This is a genomic window from Streptomyces sp. 2131.1 (assembly GCF_900105515.1).
GTDB lineage: Bacteria > Actinomycetota > Actinomycetes > Streptomycetales > Streptomycetaceae > Streptomyces > Streptomyces drozdowiczii.
Window position 1 is genome coordinate 2,883,457 of the sequence record NZ_FNSY01000001.1, and the last position, 19,038, is coordinate 2,902,494.

At 72.6% G+C, this 19,038-nt stretch carries 17 protein-coding genes; 12 read left to right on the forward strand and 5 right to left on the reverse strand.

The annotated features are described in order from the left end of the window. Nucleotides 1-28: 28 nt before the first annotated feature. Together BLW14_RS12890 and BLW14_RS12895 are read left to right on the forward strand one after the other, a co-directional pair. Nucleotides 29-478 (forward strand): hypothetical protein, encoded by a 450-nt coding sequence (locus BLW14_RS12890; RefSeq protein WP_093710709.1) that lies wholly within the window; start codon nt 29-31, stop codon nt 476-478. A gap of 80 nt (nt 479-558) precedes the next feature. Next, nucleotides 559-1,365: an HAD family hydrolase gene (locus BLW14_RS12895; protein ID WP_093707247.1), complete on the forward strand. Its 807-nt coding sequence runs from the start codon at nt 559-561 to the stop codon at nt 1,363-1,365. 10 nt (nt 1,366-1,375) lie between these two features. Here BLW14_RS12895 and BLW14_RS12900 read toward each other — a convergent pair whose 3' ends face one another. The 5 genes from BLW14_RS12900 to BLW14_RS12920 form a co-directional block, all read right to left on the reverse strand. Further along, nucleotides 1,376-1,978: a TetR/AcrR family transcriptional regulator gene (locus BLW14_RS12900; protein ID WP_093707249.1), complete on the reverse strand. Its 603-nt coding sequence runs from the start codon at nt 1,976-1,978 to the stop codon at nt 1,376-1,378. A gap of 193 nt (nt 1,979-2,171) precedes the next feature. After that, a complete protein-coding gene (locus BLW14_RS12905) occupies nt 2,172-3,125 on the reverse strand; it encodes an ABC transporter permease (RefSeq protein ID WP_093707251.1) in 954 nt (317 codons plus the stop codon). Beyond that, the gene (locus BLW14_RS12910) at nt 3,112-4,092 is read right to left on the reverse strand and encodes an ABC transporter ATP-binding protein (protein ID WP_093707253.1); all 981 of its coding nucleotides are present in this window, start codon (nt 4,090-4,092) and stop codon (nt 3,112-3,114) included. The genes BLW14_RS12905 and BLW14_RS12910 overlap by 14 nt, the downstream gene beginning before the upstream one ends. A gap of 74 nt (nt 4,093-4,166) precedes the next feature. After that, nucleotides 4,167-5,429 carry a LolA family protein gene (locus BLW14_RS12915; protein ID WP_093707255.1) on the reverse strand — a complete coding sequence of 421 codons (1,263 nt, stop codon included), beginning with the start codon at nt 5,427-5,429 and terminating at the stop codon, nt 4,167-4,169. A 228-nt stretch (nt 5,430-5,657) separates the two neighbouring features. Further along, nucleotides 5,658-6,668: a polyprenyl synthetase family protein gene (locus BLW14_RS12920; protein WP_093707257.1), complete on the reverse strand. Its 1,011-nt coding sequence runs from the start codon at nt 6,666-6,668 to the stop codon at nt 5,658-5,660. A 156-nt stretch (nt 6,669-6,824) separates the two neighbouring features. Here BLW14_RS12920 and BLW14_RS12925 point away from each other — a divergent pair, with 156 nt between their 5' ends. The 10 genes from BLW14_RS12925 to BLW14_RS12970 all read left to right on the forward strand — a co-directional run bounded on the left by BLW14_RS12925 (nt 6,825) and on the right by BLW14_RS12970 (nt 19,019). Continuing rightward, nucleotides 6,825-8,324 carry a peptide MFS transporter gene (locus tag BLW14_RS12925; RefSeq protein ID WP_093707259.1) on the forward strand — a complete coding sequence of 500 codons (1,500 nt, stop codon included), beginning with the start codon at nt 6,825-6,827 and terminating at the stop codon, nt 8,322-8,324. A 9-nt stretch (nt 8,325-8,333) separates the two neighbouring features. After that, complete coding sequence (locus BLW14_RS12930) at nt 8,334-10,328, forward strand: CocE/NonD family hydrolase (protein ID WP_093707261.1); 1,995 nt, start codon at nt 8,334-8,336, stop codon at nt 10,326-10,328. 115 nt (nt 10,329-10,443) lie between these two features. Further along, complete coding sequence (fahA, locus tag BLW14_RS12935; protein ID WP_093707263.1) at nt 10,444-11,673, forward strand: fumarylacetoacetase; 1,230 nt, start codon at nt 10,444-10,446, stop codon at nt 11,671-11,673. 186 nt (nt 11,674-11,859) lie between these two features. Further along, entirely contained in the window at nt 11,860-12,630 is a 771-nt protein-coding gene (locus BLW14_RS12940) for a GntR family transcriptional regulator (RefSeq protein ID WP_256332755.1), read from the forward strand. A gap of 44 nt (nt 12,631-12,674) precedes the next feature. Continuing rightward, nucleotides 12,675-12,902: a 4Fe-4S dicluster domain-containing protein gene (locus BLW14_RS12945; RefSeq protein ID WP_018101329.1), complete on the forward strand. Its 228-nt coding sequence runs from the start codon at nt 12,675-12,677 to the stop codon at nt 12,900-12,902. Between the two features lie 15 nt (nt 12,903-12,917). After that, nucleotides 12,918-14,285 carry an ABC transporter substrate-binding protein gene (locus BLW14_RS12950; protein ID WP_093707267.1) on the forward strand — a complete coding sequence of 456 codons (1,368 nt, stop codon included), beginning with the start codon at nt 12,918-12,920 and terminating at the stop codon, nt 14,283-14,285. Next, entirely contained in the window at nt 14,282-15,145 is an 864-nt protein-coding gene (locus BLW14_RS12955; protein ID WP_093707269.1) for an ABC transporter permease, read from the forward strand. The genes BLW14_RS12950 and BLW14_RS12955 overlap by 4 nt, the downstream gene beginning before the upstream one ends. Then, complete coding sequence (locus BLW14_RS12960; protein WP_093707271.1) at nt 15,142-15,882, forward strand: ABC transporter ATP-binding protein; 741 nt, start codon at nt 15,142-15,144, stop codon at nt 15,880-15,882. Before BLW14_RS12955 ends, BLW14_RS12960 begins: the two co-directional genes overlap by 4 nt. 22 nt (nt 15,883-15,904) lie before the next feature. Continuing rightward, nucleotides 15,905-18,631: a fumarate reductase/succinate dehydrogenase flavoprotein subunit gene (locus tag BLW14_RS12965; protein WP_093707273.1), complete on the forward strand. Its 2,727-nt coding sequence runs from the start codon at nt 15,905-15,907 to the stop codon at nt 18,629-18,631. Between the two features lie 85 nt (nt 18,632-18,716). After that, nucleotides 18,717-19,019 (forward strand): hypothetical protein, encoded by a 303-nt coding sequence (locus tag BLW14_RS12970; protein WP_093707275.1) that lies wholly within the window; start codon nt 18,717-18,719, stop codon nt 19,017-19,019. Nucleotides 19,020-19,038: the final 19 nt, after the last annotated feature.

The window sequence follows — 19,038 nt, forward strand, 5'->3', positions numbered from 1 at the left end:
GCACAGGGGGATGCGGCGATACTCCGGCATGAGCAGAGACGCCGAAGTCATCGTGCTCGCCCGCTGGGCGGACGAGGTGATGGAACCCCTGACCCGGGACGATCCGGAACGCACGTGGCGGGGCCGCTTCGTCCCGATAGAGGGGCACTGGGGCTACGGGATCGGGTGGGCCCTGGAGCTGGAGAAGGAGCGGGCCCGCAAGGGTCTGCTCAGGCACCTGGAGTCGCTGCCGTGGCCGTATCCGCTGACGGTGCAGGTCCTGCTGCGCGATCAGGACGACGACTGCTTCGGGCTGTGGATGTTCCACGAGGGCCGACTGGTAGAGGTCGCCCTACCGCGCACCGAGCGCTTCCACCAGCCGGCACCGCCCGATCACGAATTCGAACCCGCCCCAAGCATGCTGCTGCGCACCGACGGGGACATGGCCCTGCCCGAGCAGACCCCGGAAGCACTCCGCGACACCCGCCCTCCCTGGTAGGGCGGACCCGCCTTACCCCACTCCCCCGCCCCGCCACAACTCCGGCCGGGCTCCGGAAACCAGCGCCTACGCTTGCTGCCATGCCCATCCCACCCGCATATGCCCTCGTCGCCACCGACCTGGACGGCACCCTGCTGCGCGGCGACGACACCATCAGCCCCCGGACCCGTGCCGCGCTCGCCCTGGCCCGCGTCGCGGGGGCCCGGCACCTCGTCGTCACCGGGCGGCCGGTGCCCGGCGTGCGGGAGCTGCTCGACGGGCTCGGGTACGAGGGGCTGGCGGTCTGCGGGCAGGGCACGCAGGTGTACGACGCCGGGGCGCGGCGTACCGTCCGGGCCGTCACGCTGGACCGGGAGGCGGCCGACGCGGCGCTCGGGAAGATCGAGGCGCAGGTGGGGCGGGTCTTCGCGGCCGTGGACCAGGACGGGGCCGAGGGGCGGACGCTCATCGAACCCGGGTACCGGCTGCCGCACGCCACGCTGCCGGCGCAGCGGACCCGGCACCGGGACGAGCTGTGGGCCGAGCCCGTGATCAAGGTGCTCATCCGGCATCCGGAGCTGAGCGACGAGGCGCTGACCGCCGAGGCCCGTGCGGTCGTCGGGGACCTCGCCACGGTCACGCACTCCGGTCCCGGGACCGTCGAGCTCCAGCCGTACGGCATCGACAAGGGCGCGGGGATCGCGCTCGCCGCCGAGGAGCTGGGTATGGACCCGCGTACGGCGATCGCCTTCGGGGACATGCCCAACGACCTGCCGATGTTCCGCAGCTGCGGCTACGGCGTCGCGATGGGCAACGCCCACCCGGAGCTGCGCGCGGCGGCCGACGAGGTCACCCTCTCCAACGAGGACGACGGGATAGCGGTCGTCCTGGAGCGCCTCTTCGGCTGAGGCGCGCCCCTCAGCCCGTCTCTCGGCCCGGCGTCGCCCCCAGGGACCGCAGTACGTGGTCCACCAGCCTTCCGACGTCCTCCGCGTCCTGCATCGGCTTGCGCAGCACATGGCGGTAGTACAGCGGGCCGTACAGCATCTCCACCGCCAGGTCGAGGTCCGCGTCCGGCGGGATCTGGCCCTGCTCCTGGGCGCTGCGCAAGCGGCCGACCGCCTCGTCGAAGCGGGGGTCGATCAGCTGCCTGCGTACCGTTTCGGCCAGTTGGTCGTCGTGGTGGAGTTCCGAGAGGATTCCCGCGTAGGCCGGGCCGTAGGGGGGAACGGCGAGGACGTTCACCGCGCCCGTGAGGTGGGTACGCAGGTCCTTCGCGATGTCGCCGGTGTCCACGAACGGGGTCGCGGAGACCAGCATCTCCGTGAACGCCTCCAGAAGGATCGCGCTCTTCGAGGGCCACCAGCGGTAGATCGTCTTCTTGCTGACCCCCGCCCGTGCCGCGATCGCCTCGATCGTGACCCGGCCGTATCCCTTCTCCGTGCAGAGGTCGAGGGCGGCGTCCAGGGTCGCCCTGCGTGAGCTCTCGCTCCGGCGCAGTGAGCTCGGCGATGTGTTCATTCGGTGAGCATAGGTGTGTTCGAGCCAAACCTTATTGACATCGCGTCGCTACAAGTCGAACAATGCTCTGGCGGAAACGGAACGTACCGTGTCGGCTCGTTCCTTCTGTTTTCGCACCGTTCGTGCCGTTCGTGCCGCGACGAGCCGATCGGGGGACGGCTCGCCGGCCGACGGTACGGGTGCCGCCTCCGCTTCAGGCCGTGATGTCCTTCGTCGTGAACCGGGCCCAGGCCGCCGAACCGAACACCGCCGCGTACAACGCCTGGAGCTCCAGGTTCTTCAGCACCTCGTCCCAGTAGACGGGTGCGCGCAGCAGGTCCGAGAAGGACAGCCAGTAGTGCGGGAAGAGGTAGGGATGGACCGCGCTCAGCTGCGGAATCGTGTCCACGATCTGCACGGTGATCAGCAGCCCGACCGTCGCCGCCATGGCCGCGATACCGCTGTTGGTGAGCGTCGAGACGAACAGGCCGAGCGCCGCGAAGCCGGTCAGCGACGCGGCCACGAAGACCGCGACCAGCCCCGCCCGCACCAGGCCCTCACCGAAGCCGATCGTCGTCCCCGAGATCGTCGTGACGTCGCCCACCGGGAACAGCAGCGCGCCCACGGCCAGCGCCGAAGCGGCCACGACGAGCGTGGCGACCAGGCAGAAGCCGAGCGTGGCGGCGTACTTGGCGAGCAGCAGCCGCGTCCGGCCGGCCGGGGCCACCAGCAGATAGCGCAAGGTGCCCGCATTGGCCTCGCCCGCGATCGCGTCGCCCGCGATGACGCCGACGGCCATCGGGAGGAAGACGGGGAGCGTCGCGGCGAGCGCGGCGAAGACCAGGAAGAGGCCGTTGTTGGTCACCTGGGAGAGGAACGCCGGTCCGCCCTCCCCGCCACCGGCCCCCGCCGACGAGCCGTCGGCCGTCTCGATGCGGACCGCGATCCCGATGAGCACGGGGACGGCGGCCAGCACGCCGAGCAGCGCGAGGGTGCGCCAGCGGCGCAGGGTGGTGGCGAACTCGGAGCGGAGGATGCCGAATGTCCAGAGGGGGTTGCGCCCGGCGCCCGCGCGCACGGCCCCCTCGGCGGCGCTCCCGGTGCGCTCCCTGGCGGCCCCCTCGGCCGACGACCCGGCGGCCCCGGCCGCTCCCTCAGCCTGCGACATCGAATCCCTCTCCCGTCAGAGCCACGAACGCGTCCTCCAGCGACGCCCGTTCCACGCCGAACGCGCGCACCCGTACGCCACCCCGCACCAGCGCCGCGTTCAGATCGGCGAGTTCCACCGTGCCCGGCGGGGCGTCGGCGCGGACGCGGTCGCCGTCGAGCGTGATGCCCGTGACGCCGTGCTCCTTGAGTACGCGCGCGGCGTCGGCCGGGTCCGGTGTGGTGACGACCAGGCGGCCGCCGGTGGCGAGGCCCGCGACCGGGCCCTGGGTCAGGAGCCTCCCCCGGGCCATCACCGCCGCGTGGGTGCAGACCTGCTCGATCTCGTCCAGGAGGTGGGAGGAGAGGAAGACCGTGGTGCCGTCCGCCGCCAGTTCGCGGACCAGGGCGCGGATCTCGCGCATGCCCTGCGGGTCCAGGCCATTGGTCGGCTCGTCCAGGACGAGCAGCCGGCGCGGCCGGAGCAGGGCGGCGGCGAGGCCGAGGCGCTGCTTCATGCCCAGCGAGTACGCGCGCGCCTTCTTGCCGGCCGCCGGGGCGAGCCCGACCCGTTCCAGGGCGTCGCCGACCCTGGCGGCGCGGGTGCGCGGGTCGGCGGTGGGGTCGGCCCTGTCGTAGCGCAGGAGGTTGTCCCGGCCGCTCAGGAAGCCGTACAGGGCCGGGCCCTCGATCAGTGCGCCGACCTCCGGGAGGACCCTGCGCGAGGCGTCGGGCATGGGGCGGCCGAGGACGCTCGCGGTGCCAGAGGTGGGGGCGATGAGGCCCATGAGCATGCGGATGGTCGTGGTCTTGCCCGAGCCGTTGGGCCCGAGGAAGCCGAAGACGCTGCCGGCGGGGACGCTGAGGTCGAGGCCGTCCACGGCGAGCTGCCCGCCCCGGTAGCGCTTGGTCAGCCCGCGCGTCTCGATGACGGGTGCGGTGCCGGGCGCCCCGGGCTGCCCGATGGTCCCGGCGTCGGACCCTGCCATGCGTGCTCCCCACTGGGTCGTACGGTCGCGTCCGCCCCGCCGCGCGGAGGCACGGCGGGGCGGATGAAGGAACGTCAGCCCGCGTTCGCCGCGGCGACCAGCGCGTCCTTGGTGACCGCGCCCACGTAGACGCGGCCGTCGTCGGTCATCAGCGCGTTGATCAGGCGGGTCTTGAAGACCGTGCCCGAGCCGAACTTGCCGCTGACCTTGTCGCCGAGGGCGTCCAGGAACTGCTGGGCCTCGGCCGGGACGCCCTTCGACGCCTCGGACTCCGACGCCCCGGACGGCAGGGCCGCGCCGCCGGGGGTCTTGAACTCGGCGATGCTGTTCCAGCCCTTTCCGATGATCTTCGGGGCGCCCTCGCCCTCGAACTTGCCCAGGTCGCCCTGTGCCTTCTCGGCGGCCTTCCGGGCCTCCTTCTCGTGGCCCTCGGCCTCGGCGTCGTCCGCCTCGGTGATCTTCGCACCCTTGGGCGGGGTGAAGGCGAAGGAGGACGCGGCGGGCTTCCCGAAGTCGACCGAGGTGAACCCGGCGTCGACGACGGCCTTGCCGCCGCTGCTGGGCCGGAGCGTGAACTTGAGCGGCACGCCGTTCTCCGCGTCCACCGCGACGGTGACCGAACCGACCGTGGAGCCCTTCTGCTCGGGCTTCAGGACGAGCCGGTACGCGTCGCGCCCGGCGATCCGCGCGGTGCCGTCCACCGTGACGGACGTGGTGCCGTCGGCGGCCTTCAGCGCCTGCTCGGCCAGGGCCTTCGGGGTGGTGGGGACGCCCTCGGGGGCGGCCTGCTCCTTGCCGTGGGGCGCCTTGCCCGCGCCCTTGCCGTCCGCGTGGTAGACCGCGTTGGACCCGCTGTCGTACGCCCAGACCTGGTCGCCGTTGTGGATCAGGCTGTACTCGGACGTGTCGTCCAGGACCGACAGGCGCTGCTTGTCGGGGCCGTCGGCGGCCACCCGCAGGGTGTGCGTACCGGAGGCGAGCTCGGTGAGCTTGGCCTGCGGGTCGGCGCTGGACGCGTCCTTGCCGCCGTCGCCGCCCTCGGCCGCGCCGGACAGGAAGGAGCCGGCCAGGCCGCCCATGGACGGGATGCCGAGGTCCGTGCTGATCTTCACCGTGCCGGAGAACTGCTCCGTGTCCGACGCGGCGATCTTCTCGATGAGTTCCTGGGCGGTGATCTTCGGCAGATCGGGGTCGCCCGAGCTGGCGAGCGCCGGGACCAGGCCGATCGTCGCGGCCGCCACCCCCGCCACCGCTACGGGGACGATGTAACGCGCCGCCTTGCGGCGGCCGGGCCGGGCGGCCGTGCCGTTGGTCTCCGCGCTGTCGTTCGGTGCCATGTGTGCCCTACCTCCGTGGTCGGCGGCTTCCGTCGGGATGCACTCGTCCACTCCGTGCCGCCATTCTCACCCGTTTTGGTCAGGAGTGGTTGTTCTCCATCTGACCAAATCGGGCGGCCCGAAGCGTCAGCCCCCGGGAGCAACTCCGCGTACCTCTTCGGTATGACGGCGGAGGGCCGATTCTCCGCCGTCCAGTAGGGGTTGGGCCCGGACGGACCCTGCGGGCCGTCAGCCGGCGCGGTGGACCACCGCGTCGCACATCTCTTCCAGGGCGAGCTTCGCGTAGCACTCGGGCAGCGGCCGCAGCGTGGCCCGCGCCTCCTGGGCGTACCGCACGGTGTCGCGGCGGGCCTGGGCCAGCGCCGGGTGGGCGCGCAGCAGGCGCAGCGCCTCGGCGAGCGTGTCCGGGTCGCCGAGGTCGCCGTCGAGCATCTCGACGAGGGCCAGGTCGTCCGGCTTGCCGTCGGCCTCTGCCTGCGCCCTGAGGTGGAGGACGGGAAGGGTCGGGATTCCTTCGAGGAGGTCCGTGCCCGGGGTCTTGCCGGACTCGTGGGAGTCGGAGGCGATGTCCAGGACGTCGTCGGCGAGCTGGAAGGCGACGCCGAGCCGCTCCCCGTACTGGGTGAGGATGTCGGTCGTGGACTCGTCGGCGCCGGCCATCATCGCGCCGAAGCGGCAGGCGACGGCGATCAGCGAGCCGGTCTTGCCGCGCATGACGTCGAGGTAGTGCTCGACGGGGTCGCGGCCGTCGCGCGGGCCCGCGGTCTCCAGGATCTGGCCGGTGACCAGGCGCTCGAACGCCTCGGCCTGGATGCGGACGGCCTCCGGGCCGAGGTCGGCCAGGATGTGCGAGGCGCGCGCGAAGAGGAAGTCGCCGGTCAGGACGGCGACCGAGTTGCCCCAGCGGGAATTGGCGCTGTCCACGCCGCGCCGCACGTCGGCCTCGTCCATGACGTCGTCGTGGTACAGCGTCGCGAGGTGGGTCAGCTCCACGACGACGGCCGCGGGCACCACGCCCGGGGCGTCGGCGTCGCCGAACTGGGCGGCGAGCATCGCCAGGAGCGGCCGGAACCGCTTGCCGCCCGCGCGCACCAGGTGCTGGGCGGCTTCCGTGATGAAGGGCACGTCGCTCTTGGTGGCATCGAGCAGGCCCGACTCGACAGCAGCCAAACCGGCCTGGACACCGGCTTCAAGAGCCTGGTCCCGCACGCTCAGTCCGAACGGCCCGACGACGGTCACGAGGGGATCTCCTGTCTGCTGACGATCACACGGAATGTCGATGTGTCGTTGTCATCACTCAAGTCAGCGTATCCGGTCCCCTTTGGATCACCGTGGGCGCCTTCCCGCCGCCGCCGGTATGTTCGGGATCAGCTCATACGATCAGGAGTTGCCGCTTTGTCCCACCCAGCAGCAGACACCGAACCGGCGCAGCCGCCCCCGGCCGACGACCACGCGTTCTTCGGCCAGCCCCGGGGTCTGATGACCCTGTCCGGCCTGGAGGTGTGGGAGCGCTTCTCGTTCCTGGGCATGCAGGCGATCCTGGTCCTCTATTTCGCGGACACGGTCGCCAACGGCGGCATGGGCATGGAGGCCGGGACCGCCGCCTCCGTCTCGGCCGCGTACGGCACGCTCGTCTATCTGGTCTCGGTGGCCGGCGGCTGGCTCGCCGACCGCATCCTGGGCTCGTACCGGGCGGTGCTGTACGGCGGCATCCTGATCGCCTGCGGGCACTACGCCATGGCGGTGCCCACGGACGCGATGACCTGGGTGGGGCTCGGGCTGATCAGCGCCGGTACGGGCCTGCTCAAGCCGAACGTGGCCACCATGGTCGGCAAGCTCTACCGCACGGACGACGAGCGGCGGGACGCGGGCTTCGCCCTCTACTACATGGGCATCAACATCGGCGCCTTCCTCGGCCCGCTGATCACCGGCTGGCTCGGTGACCACGCGAGCTGGCACTGGGGTTTCTCGGCCGCCGCCTTCGGTATGACGCTGGGCCTCATCCAGTACGTGGCGGGCCGCCGTCACCTGGCCGGGCGAAAGCACGCCGCCGAATACGCGCTGGCCCCCGGACCCATGCGCAGGGCGGTCCTGCTCATCGCCGTCGGGGCCGTGGTGGTCGCGGCCGTGGCGACCGCACTGGCCCTCGCGGGCCGGCTCACCATGGACCGGTTCGTCGACGTGCTCACCCTCATCTCGGTGATCGCGCCGGTCGTCTACTTCGTGGTGATGTTCCGCAGCCCCCGGGTCACCCACGAGGAACGGGGCAGGCTGCGCCCGTACGTGGTGCTGTTCCTGGCGTCCGTGGTGTTCAACTTCATCCTCTTCCAGGCGTACTCGACGATGATGCTGCTCGCGTCGACCAACGCCCGTACGGAGATCTTCGGCTTCCACTTCCCGGCGAGCTGGTACGCCTCCGCGCTCGGCGCCTTCGAGGTGCTGCTCGCCCCGGTGGTCGCGGCCGTCTGGGCGAGGATGGGACCGCGCCAGCCGCACGCCTCCAACAAGATCGCGATCGGCGTGATCCTCGGCGGTCTCTCGTTCCTGCTGATGGTCCTGCCCACCTCCGGGCACTCCGGCGACACGTACAAGATGGCCGCCTGGTGGATCGTCGGCTCCTATCTGCTGCTCGGGCTCGGCGACATCCTGCTGGAGACCTCCGGCATGTCGGCGACCACCAAGCTCGCCCCGAAGGCGTTCGCCAGCCAGACCATGGCGCTCTGGTTCCTCTCGCTGGCCCTCGCCAACGGCATCCAGGCCCAGATCGTGAAGCTGTACGGCGAGGTGTCCAACCCCGCCTACTTCGGTGTCAATGGCGCTGTCGCGGTGGTGGCCGGTGTGGCCGTGATCGCCGCCGCCCCCTGGCTCAAGCGCACCATGCACCCCGTCCACTGAGGTACGCCCATGCACATCCAGACCGCGTTCCCGTACGAGACGACCCACGAGGACCTCTACATCCCGCTGCCGGACGGGACCCAGCTGTACGCGCGGATCTGGCGGCCGGTCACGGACGAACCCGTGCCCGCCCTGCTGGAGTACCTGCCGTACCGGCTGAGCGACTGGACCGCGCCGCGCGACTGGCAGCGCCACCCCTGGTACGCCGGACACGGCTACGCCTCCGTCCGGGTGGACGTGCGCGGCCACGGCAACAGCGAGGGAATGCCGGGCGACGAATACGACGCGACAGAGCTGGCCGACGGGGTCGCGGTCGTCCACTGGCTGGCCCAGCAGGAGTGGTGCTCGGGCCGGGTCGGCATGTTCGGGATCTCCTGGGGCGGCTTCAACTCGCTCCAGATCGCCGCGCTGGCCCCCGAGCCGCTGAAGGCGATCGTCACGGTGTGCTCCGCCGACGACCGCTACGACAACGACGTCCACTACATGGGCGGCTCGGTACTCGCCGTGGACATGCACGCCTGGGCGGCCACCATGCTGGCCTTCGTCTGCCGCCCGCCCGACCCGGCGGACGTCGGCGACGACTGGCGGCAGATGTGGCTGGACCGGCTGGAGGCGGTGGACCCCTTCATCCACACCTGGCTCTCCCACCAGACCCGGGACGCCTACTGGAAGCACGGCAGCGTCTGCGAGGACTACTCCGCGATCAAGGCGAACGTCCTCGCGGTCGGCGGCTGGCACGACCCGTACCGCGACACCGTCCTCCGCCTCGTCGAGCACCTGGACCCGGCGAAGGTGCGCGGGATCATCGGCCCCTGGTCGCACCAGTACCCCGACCGGGGGCTGCCGCCCGGACCGGCCATCGGCTTCCTCCAGGAGACCCTGCGCTGGTGGGACCAGCACCTGAAGGACGAGGACACCGGGGTGATGGAGGAGCCGCTGCTCCGCGCCTGGATCAGCGAGTCGCACCGGCCCGCCACGGTGTACGAGACGCTGCCCGGCCGCTGGGTCGGGGAGAGCGACTGGCCCTCGGAGAACGTCGCCCCGGTGGCGTACGCCCTCCAGGGCGGACCGCAGATCGTCCACTCGCCGCAGCAGACCGGGCTCGACGCCGGGCGGTTCTTCCCCTTCGGCAACGACGCCGACCTGCCGCCCGACCAGCGCGACGAGGACGCCAAGTCGCTCTGCTTCGAGTTCCCGGTCGCCGACGCGCCCATCGAGATCCTGGGCCGCCCCCGGGTGAGGCTCCGCATCACGATGGACGCGCCGCGCGGCCAGGCCGTCGCCCGGCTCTGCGACGTCGCCCCCGACGGCTCCTCCACCCTCGTCACGCGCGGCGCGATCAACCTCGCCGCCCGGAAGGGCCGCGACCGCACCGAGGACTGGCCGTCCGGCGCCACCGAGGACGTGACCTTCGAGCTGAACGGCATCGGCCACACCTTCCCGCCCGGCCACCGCATCCGGCTCGCCGTCTCCTCCTCGTACTGGCCCTGGATCTGGCCGCAGGCGGGCTCGGCCGGCTTCACGCTGGAGGCCGACGGCAGCCTCGTCGAACTCCCCGTGCGGCGGCGCACCGAGGACCCGGCGATCCGCTTCGAGGAGCCCGAGCAGTCCGAACCGCTGGGCGTGGTCTTCCCGGAGACGCTGGACGCGCCGCGCCCCGAGCGTCTCGTCGTCCGCGATGTCGCGAAGGGCGAGTGGAAGCTGGAGGTGGACCCGCGCTACGGCGGCACGCGGGTCTACCCGGACGGGCTCGAATTCACCGAGGACGCGCTGGAGACATACACCATCCAGGAGGGCGACCCGCTCTCCGCGCGCACCCGGTCCGACTGGACGATCCGGCTGCACCGGCCGGAGATGTCCTGGGACGTGCAGATCGACACCCGCTCGGAGATCACCGCCGACGCGGACGACTTCCACACGGTCAACGAGGTCGTCTGCACCGAGGGCGGCGAGGTCGTCTTCCACCGGACCTGGGAGAAGAGCATCCCGCGCACGTCCGGGTGACACGAGAGGTGAGGCGTACTTTCCGGGGCACCGGGGAAGGTTGGGGCACCGACGGGGGTGACGGCCCCCGACGTAACGTGTCACCCAAGCGACCCGGAAAGCGAGGCAGCGACCGATGCCCGAGCAGAGCAGCCCGCTCGATGTGGCCGAGGGCGATCCCTTCGGCCCGCACAACCTGCCGTACGGCGTGTTCTCCACGCCCGACCGCCCGGAGCCACGCGTCGGCGTCCGCATCGGCGACCACGTCCTGGACGCCGGGGCCGCCGCGCTCGCCCTCGGTTCGCCGTACGCCCGACTGCTGGCCCAGCCCGACCTGACGGCCCTCCTCGCGGCCGGGCGCAACGCCTGGCGCGATGTGCGCCGGGCGCTCACCGCGTGGGTCACGGTCCCCGCCCACCGCGCGGACATGGAGCCCCTGCTGCACCCGCTGGACGCGGTCACCCTGCACCTGCCGTACCAGGTCGCGGACTACGTGGACTTCTACGCGAGCGAGCACCACGCCACCAACGTGGGCCAGATCTTCCGGCCCGACGCCGAGACGCCGCTCACCCCCAACTGGAAGCACCTGCCGATCGGTTACCACGGGCGCGCCGGGACCGTCGTGGTCTCCGGCACCGATGTGGTCCGCCCGGCCGGGCAGCGCAAGGGACCGGCCGACCCGGCGCCCGTCTTCGGCCCGTCCACGCGGCTCGACATAGAGGCGGAGGTCGGCTTCGTCGTCGGCACCCCGTCCGCGCAGGGCACGGCCGTGCCGCTGGCCGACTTCCGGGAGCACGTCTTCGGGCTCTCGCTGCTCAACGACTGGTCGGCGCGCGACATCCAGGCATGGGAATACGTGCCGCTCGGCCCGTTCCTCGGCAAGTCCTTCGCGACCTCCGTCTCCGCCTGGGTCACCCCGCTGGAGGCCCTGGACGCCGCCCGCACCGCCCCGCCCGCCCGTGACTTCCCGCTCCTCCCCTATCTGGACGACGCGGACGAGGACGAGCCCGGCGGCTACGACCTGCGGATCTCCGTCGCGGTCAACGGGCAGGTCGTCGCGGAGCCGCCGTTCTCCACGATGTACTGGACGGCCGCCCAGCAGCTCGCCCAGATGACGGTCAACGGCGCCTCGCTGCGCACCGGCGACCTCTACGGCTCCGGCACCGTCAGCGGCGCGGAGCCGTCCCAGCGCGGCTGCCTCCTCGAGCTGACCTGGAACGGGCGCGACCCGCTGGAACTGCCCGACGGCAAGCGGACGTTCCTGGAGGACGGCGACACCGTCACGATCACCGCCTGGGCTCCGGGCCCGGACGGCACCCGCGTGGGCCTGGGCGAGGTCACCGGCCGGATCGTCCCGGCGGCCTGACCCGGCGGTCCGGCCGCGCCCCGCCCGGGGTGCGGCCGGGTGCGGTCCGCATGCCGGACCGGCAAGTGGCGGATCTTCCCCCGGCCGGTCCCGTCACCGCAGGTCAGAGCCGTTGTCCCGGGCCTCCTTGATGGCGCAACACTGCGGCAACACCATCTCCCGTACCCCGTCGGTATGGTCCAGCGCATGCCAGCCGAACGCACCCGCGAGCACACCGTGCCCGTCGCCGCCGCCCGCCGGCGCCGGCTGCGCGCGGACGGTGCCCGGCTCCTCGCCGACCTGCTGCGCCACCAGGTGCGCACGGGCGCGTTCCCCGGCGGTGTCCTGCCCTACGAGGACACCATCGGCCACGACTACCGCGTCTCGCGCAACACCGTGCGCCAGGCCCTCGACCTGCTGCGCGGCGAAGGGCTCGTCGAACGGCAGCCCGGAGTCGGCACCGTCGTCGTCGCCGAGAAGTACCCGCACGCGCTCGACCGGCTCCAGGGCCTGGCCGAGACCCTGCGCGAGCACGGCCGGGTCACCAACGAGGTCCGCACCGTCGGGCCCGTCCCCGCCCCGGCCCCGGTCGCCCGGCGGCTCGGCCTCACCGAGCACACCGACGTGCTGTACATCGAGCGCCGCCGCCTGCTGAACGGGCTGCCCCTCTCCCTGGACCTCACCTACGTCCCGATGGACGTCGGCGCCGGGCTGCTCGGCGCCGATCTGGAGAACACCGATGTGTTCCGGCTGCTGGAGTCCCTGACCGGGCAGCGGCTGGGCGATGCCGACATCACCCTGGAGGCCGTCAACGCCGACGCGCACTCCGCGGCGGTCCTGGAGGTCCCGCGCGGCTCGGCCGTCCTGATGCTGGAGCGGCTGACCCGGCTCGCCGACGGCCGGCCGGTCGACCTGGAGTTCATCCGCTTCCGCGGCGACCGCATCAGCATGAACGGCGTCCTGCACCGGACCTGTTGAGCCCTGTCCCCGTATTTTTTCGACACCTTCCCTGGAGCCCCGCCATGCCTCTGGCGCCCCAGCGGGCCGACGTGCCCGTGACCATCGACGAGTCGAAGTGCATCGACGGCTGCACCCTCTGCGTCGACATGTGCCCGCTCGACTCCCTGGCCATCCACCAGGACAGCGGCAAGGCATACATGCACGTCGACGAGTGCTGGTACTGCGGCCCGTGCGCCGCCCGCTGCCCCACCGGCGCGGTCACCGTCAACATGCCCTATCTCCTTCGCTGAAAGGCCCCGACTCCCATGCGACGCACAGCACCCGGCGCCCTGGCCGGCGCCGCGCTGCTCCTCACGCTCACCACGGGCTGCGGCGGCGGGGCGAACGCGGACGACGGCGGTACGGTCACGGTGACCGTCGGCTACCAGTCCCGTACCATCAACACCGTCACCGCCGGCACCCTGCTGCGCTCCCTCGGCTACTTCGAGGAAGAGCTGCGCAAGCGCGGGAAGCGTGACGGTGTCACGTACAAGGTGGAGTGGCAGGACTACGCCACCGGCGCCCCGATCACCGCCCAGATGACCGCCGGGAAGATCGACATCGGTTCGATGGGCGACTTCCCGCTACTGATCAACGCGGCCCGGGGCGTCCAGCTGAAGCAGCCCACCCGGCTCGTCTCGGTCACCGGCTACAACCTGTCGGGCGGCCTCAACACCGTTGTCACCGCGCCCGGTTCCAAGCTCCGCACGCTCACCGACCTGCGCGGCAAGAAGGTCTCCACGAGCGTCGGCTCCGCCGCCGACGGCACCCTCGTACGCGCCCTGCAACAGGCCGGGCTCGACCCCGAGAAGGACATCCACAAGCTCAACCAGCAGCCCGCCGTGGGCGCTTCGGCGCTCCAGGCCGGCAGCGTGGACGCGCTGTCGCAGTTCGTGGCCTGGCCGGGGCTGCTCGCCTTCCAGGGCCGGGCCAAGGCGTTGTACGACGGCGCCGAGCTGAACCTGCCGACCTTCCACGGGGTCACGGTCCGTGAGGGCTTCGCCGAGAAGCGGTCCGCCGTGGTGGAGGACTTCCTGCGCGCCCAGGGCCGGGCGACGACCTATCTGCACGAGCACCCGGTCGCCGCATCGGAGTCCGTCGCGAAGGCCACCGGCCTGCCCGCCGAGGTCGTCCACCTCTACAACGGCGCCCAGGGCATCGCCACCTTCGACACCACGCTCAAGCCCGCGCTGATCGCCGCCCTGAAGAAGGACGTCCCGGTGCTGACCTCGGCGAAGCTCGTCGGTGACGTCGACGTGGACGCCTTCGTCGACGACTCGTACGTGAAGCGGGTGTACGGCTCCGGCTACGCGAAGGCCCTCGCGGCGGGGCCGCCCGCCCGGCGCGGCGGCGAGGTGTGGCTGAAGGGCAAGGACACCACGACCGCCTTCGCCACCTCCGCCGAAGTGCTGAGGTACGTGGCCGCCCACCGGGACGCGGTCCGGGTGGCGTACGTCCCCGACGCGTCCACCGGCACGCTGTGGTTCGCGGACCACGCGGTATGGGTCGCGGACGGGTCGGCACTGCGGCCGTACGTCACCGAGTCGGCGGCCCGGGCCGACGTCGCGGCGCACCCCGGCGCCCGGACCGTCCCGTACGCCACCGCGCTGGAACTGGCCGGGTCCGCGTCATGAGCGGGCGGTGGTCCCTGGTACGGCGGGTGCTCTCCGTGGTCGCGGCGCTCGGGCTGTGGCAGGCGCTGACCTCGTACGACATCAATCTGTGGCTGCGCTTCGAGCAGTTCCCGACGGTCACCGAGGTCGCCCGCGCCTTCGCGGACCGGGTCTCCGGCGACGCGTACTGGCAGGACCTGACCGACAGCCTGACCCGGATCGTCACCGGCTTCGCGCTGGCCGCCGTCCTCGGGGTCGCCGTCGGGACGGCCGTCGCCCGCTCCCGGATCGCCGCCGACCTGCTCGGCCCGGTCCTCGAAGTGCTGCGGCCCGTCCCGGCCATCGCGCTCGTCCCGGTCGCGATCCTGCTCTTCCCGAGCAACGAGCAGGGCATCGTCTTCATAACCTGCACGGCCGCGTTCTTCCCCGTCATGGTCTCCACCCGGCACGCGGTGCGGGCGCTGACCCCGGTCTGGGAGGAGGCCGTCCTGACCATGGGCGGCGGACGGCGGCGCGTCCTGTGGTCCGTGGTGCTGCCCGGCGCGCTCCCCGGCATCCTCGGCGGCCTGTCCGTCGGCATCGGGGTCTCGTGGATCTGCGTGATCTCCGCCGAGATGATCTCCGGCGAGTACGGGGTCGGCTACCGCACCTGGCAGGACTACACAGTCGTCGACTACCCCGGGGTCTTCGTCGGCATGGCCACCATCGGCCTGCTCGGCTGGCTCACCTCGACGGCCGTGGAGCTGCTGGGCCGCCGGCTGACCCGCTGGCTGCCGCGCGCGGAGAGCCGCCCGGCCGCCCTCCCGGCGCGCCGCCTCCCGGCCCCGGCGGCGCCGGCCGCCCCCTCGGTCCCTACGGCACAGGAACGGGTGCGCTCATGACGGGTGACACGACTCATGGGTTGCGGCTCGCGTTGCGCGGCGCCACGCTCGGCCGGGCCGGTGCGCCCGTCCTGGACGGCATCGACCTCGACATCGTGCCCGGTGAGATCCTGGCCGTCGTCGGCCCGTCCGGCTGCGGCAAGTCCACGCTGCTGCGGACCCTGGCCGGGCTCCTTCCGGCCCTCGCCGGCGAGGTCGACGAGGACGGCGAGCCCGTCACCGGTCCCCGCGCCGAACGGGCCCTCGTCTTCCAGGACGACGCGCTGCTGCCCTGGCGCACGGTCCGGTCCAACGTCGAACTGCCCCTGGCCATCCGGGGCGTGGGGCGCGCCGAGCGGCGGGCCCGCGCCGAGGAGTGGCTGACCCGGGTCGGCCTGGCCGAGCACGCGGCGAAGCTGCCGCACCGGATCTCCGGCGGGCAGCGCCAGCGCGTCCAGCTGGCCCGCGCCCTCGCGGCAGGGCCCCGGGCGGTCCTGATGGACGAGCCGTTCGGCGCGCTGGACGCCCAGACCCGGGCCGGGATGCAGCAACTGCTCGTCGACGTGCTCCGGGGCAGCGGCGCCACGGTGGTGTTCGTGACGCACGACGTGGACGAGGCGCTGTTCCTCGGCGACCGGGTGGCGCTGCTGCCGGGCGGCCGGGTGCTGCCGGTTCCGCGTCCGCGCGAACGGGCCGCGCACACCGATCCGGCGACGGTCGCGCTGCGCCGCGAGGTCCTGGAATCCCTCACCCCCTGATCTCTCACTGAAAGGCATTCCCGTGCAGATCCCCGCCCTCGCGGACGCCGAGGAACTCTCCTGCGACGTGCTGGTCGTCGGCGGCGGCACGGCCGGCACGATGGCGGCCCTCACCGCCGCCGAGCACGGCGCCTCCGTCCTCCTCCTGGAGAAGGCGCACGTCCGTCACTCCGGGGCGCTCGCCATGGGCATGGACGGCGTGAACAACGCGGTGATCCCGGGCCGCGCCGAACCCGACGACTACGTCGCGGAGATCACCCGTGCCAACGACGGCATCGTCGACCAGTCGACCGTCCGCCAGACCGCGACGCGCGGCTTCGACATGGTGCGGCGCCTGGAGTCGTACGGGGTGAAGTTCGAGAAGGACGAGCACGGCGAGTACGCGGTCCGCCAGGTCCACCGCTCCGGCTCGTACGTCCTGCCGATGCCCGAGGGCAAGGACGTGAAGAAGGTCCTCTACCGGCAGCTGCGGCGGCGCGAGATGCGCGAGCGCATCCGCATCGAGAACCGTGTCATGCCCGTGCGTGTGCTCACCGGCGAAGACGGGCGGGCGATCGGCGCGGCCGGCTTCAACACCCGCACGGGGCAGTTCGTCACGGTCCGCGCGGGCGCGGTGATCCTCGCCACCGGCGCCTGCGGCCGCCTCGGCCTGCCGGCCTCCGGCTACCTCTACGGTACGTACGAGAACCCCACCAACGCGGGTGACGGCTACGCCATGGCGTACCACGCGGGCGCCGAGCTGACCGGCATCGAGTGCTTCCAGATCAACCCGCTGATCAAGGACTACAACGGCCCGGCCTGCGCGTACGTCGCGAACCCGTTCGGCGGCTACCAGGTGAACCGGCACGGCGAGCGTTTCGTGGACTCCGACTACTGGTCGGGGCAGATGATGGCCGAGTTCGCGGCCGAGGTGGCTTCCGACCGGGGGCCGGTCTACCTCAAGCTGAGCCATCTGCCGGAGGAGTCCGTCAGCGCGCTGGAGACCATCCTGCACTCCACGGAGCGCCCGACGCGCGGCACGTTCCACGCGGGGCGCGGTCACGACTACCGCACCCACGACATCGAGATGCACATCTCCGAGATCGGACTGTGCGGCGGCCACTCCGCGTCCGGCGTCCGCGTCGACGACCACGCCCGCACCACCGTCGACCGGCTCTACGCGGCCGGTGACCTGGCCTGCGTCCCGCACAACTACATGATCGGCGCGTTCGTCTTCGGCGACCTCGCGGGCGCGGACGCGGCCCGTTTCACGGCGTACGAGGGCGAGCTGCCGGCCGCCCAGCTGCGGGACGCGCACGAGCTGATCTACCGCCCGCTGCGCAATCCGGACGGGCCGCCGCAGCCCCAGGTCGAGTACAAGCTGCGCCGCTTCGTGAACGACTACGTGGCCCCGCCGAAGTCCGGGGCGCGGCTGTCGATCGCCCTGGAGTCCTTCGAGCGGATGCGGACGGACCTCGCGGAGATGGGCGCGACGACCCCGCACGAGCTGATGCGGTGCGCGGAGGTGTCGTTCATCCGGGACTGCGCGGAAATGGCCGCGCGCTCCTCGCTCGCCCGGACGGAGTCCCGCTGGGGGCTCTACCACGAGCGCACGGACCATCCGGAGCGGGACGACGCGGACTGGTTCCACCACCTGGACGTCTACAAGTCGGCGTCGGGGGCGATGGAGTTCACCGCCCGGCCGGTGGCGCCGTACCTGGTCCCGGTTGAGGGCTTCGCGCCGACCGGGGGGCCGGTGCGGCGGATCGGCGAGGTCGAGCCGGTGGGGGTGGGCACGGCGGGGGCGCGGGACGCGGCACCGGTGTCGGCGTCGGCCTCGGGGCGTGTTCCCGTATCGGCGGCCTCCGAACCGGCTGTCTCGACCTCGCCGCGCATCCTGGAGCTGCTGGCCCTGAACGACGGCGAACCCGAACTGGCCGCTCTCGCGCCCTACCTGGACGACCCCGACCCCGCCGTCCGCCGGGCCGCCGTCGCCGCGCTCACGGAGTCCACCCCGCCGGGCGCGGGCCCCGCCCTGGCCACCGTCCTCGGCGACACATCGCCCGCAGTGCGCGCGGCAGTCGCGGCGTCCCTGCGTGAACTCGTCGAGGTGCTGCCCCCGTCCCCGGAGCTCCGCACCCCGCTGGTCGCCGCGCTCTCTTCGGCCGACGCGGTGGTCCGTGCCGCCGCGCTGGACACGCTGCGGGCGCTGAAGCTGGGCGACGCGGAGCTGTACGCGGGCACACTGGGCGACCCGGACCTGGACGTGCGCGTGGAGACCGTGCGGGCGCTGGTCTCGGTGGACGCGGTGGACGGGCTGTCCCGTGCGGCGGGCGACCCGGCCCGCGAGGTCCGGGTCGCGGTGGCCAAGGGCCTGGCCGCCGTCCGCGACCCCGCCCCGGACCCGCTCGCCCCGCTGCTCGACGACCCGGACGCGCTGGTCCGCGCGGCGGCCCTCGGCGCGCTGGCGGAGACGGGCTGCCCGGAGGCGTACGCCGAGCGCGCGGTCGCCGCGCTGGCGGACCCGGCCTGGCAGGTCCGCGCGGGCGCGGCGAAGGCCCTGACCCCGGCGGACCCGGGGCGCGCGGTGGGCCCGCTGGCCGGGGCGCTGGACGACCCGAACGCGGACGTCCGCAAGGCGGCGGTCCTGGCGCTGCTGCGGCACCGGGACGCCCCGGGGGCCGGGGAGGCGCTGGCGGGGGCGACGGCGGACCCGGACGCGGACGTGCGGGCGTATGCGGGGCGGGGGGTGGCGGTCAAGGGCGCGTGAGTCGTTCAACCGTTCAGGGGAGCTGCTTCCGGTTCCCGGCGGAAACGCTGAAAGCTCCCGCGAGACTCCGTCCATGGGAGCACTGATGAGCGTCGAACCCGAGGTCCCGGAACCGCGGTGGGCGGTCCCGCCCGAGGGCGGCTGGACCGCCGATGACCTGGACAGGCTTCCGGATCTTCCTCCGCACACGCAGCTGATCGACAGCAGCGCGTACGTCTTCGAGCTGGAGCCCGCGACCGGCGCGTACGTCTTCGAGCTGGAGCCCGCGACCGGCGCGTACACCTCGACCGGGATCTTCCACGACCGGATGAAGGTGTCCGCCCCCTTCCCGGTCGACCTCGGCCTCAGCGCCATCGCGCCGCGCCGCCGGGCGGCGGACCCGCACTAGGCCGACCGCGCGACCCGCC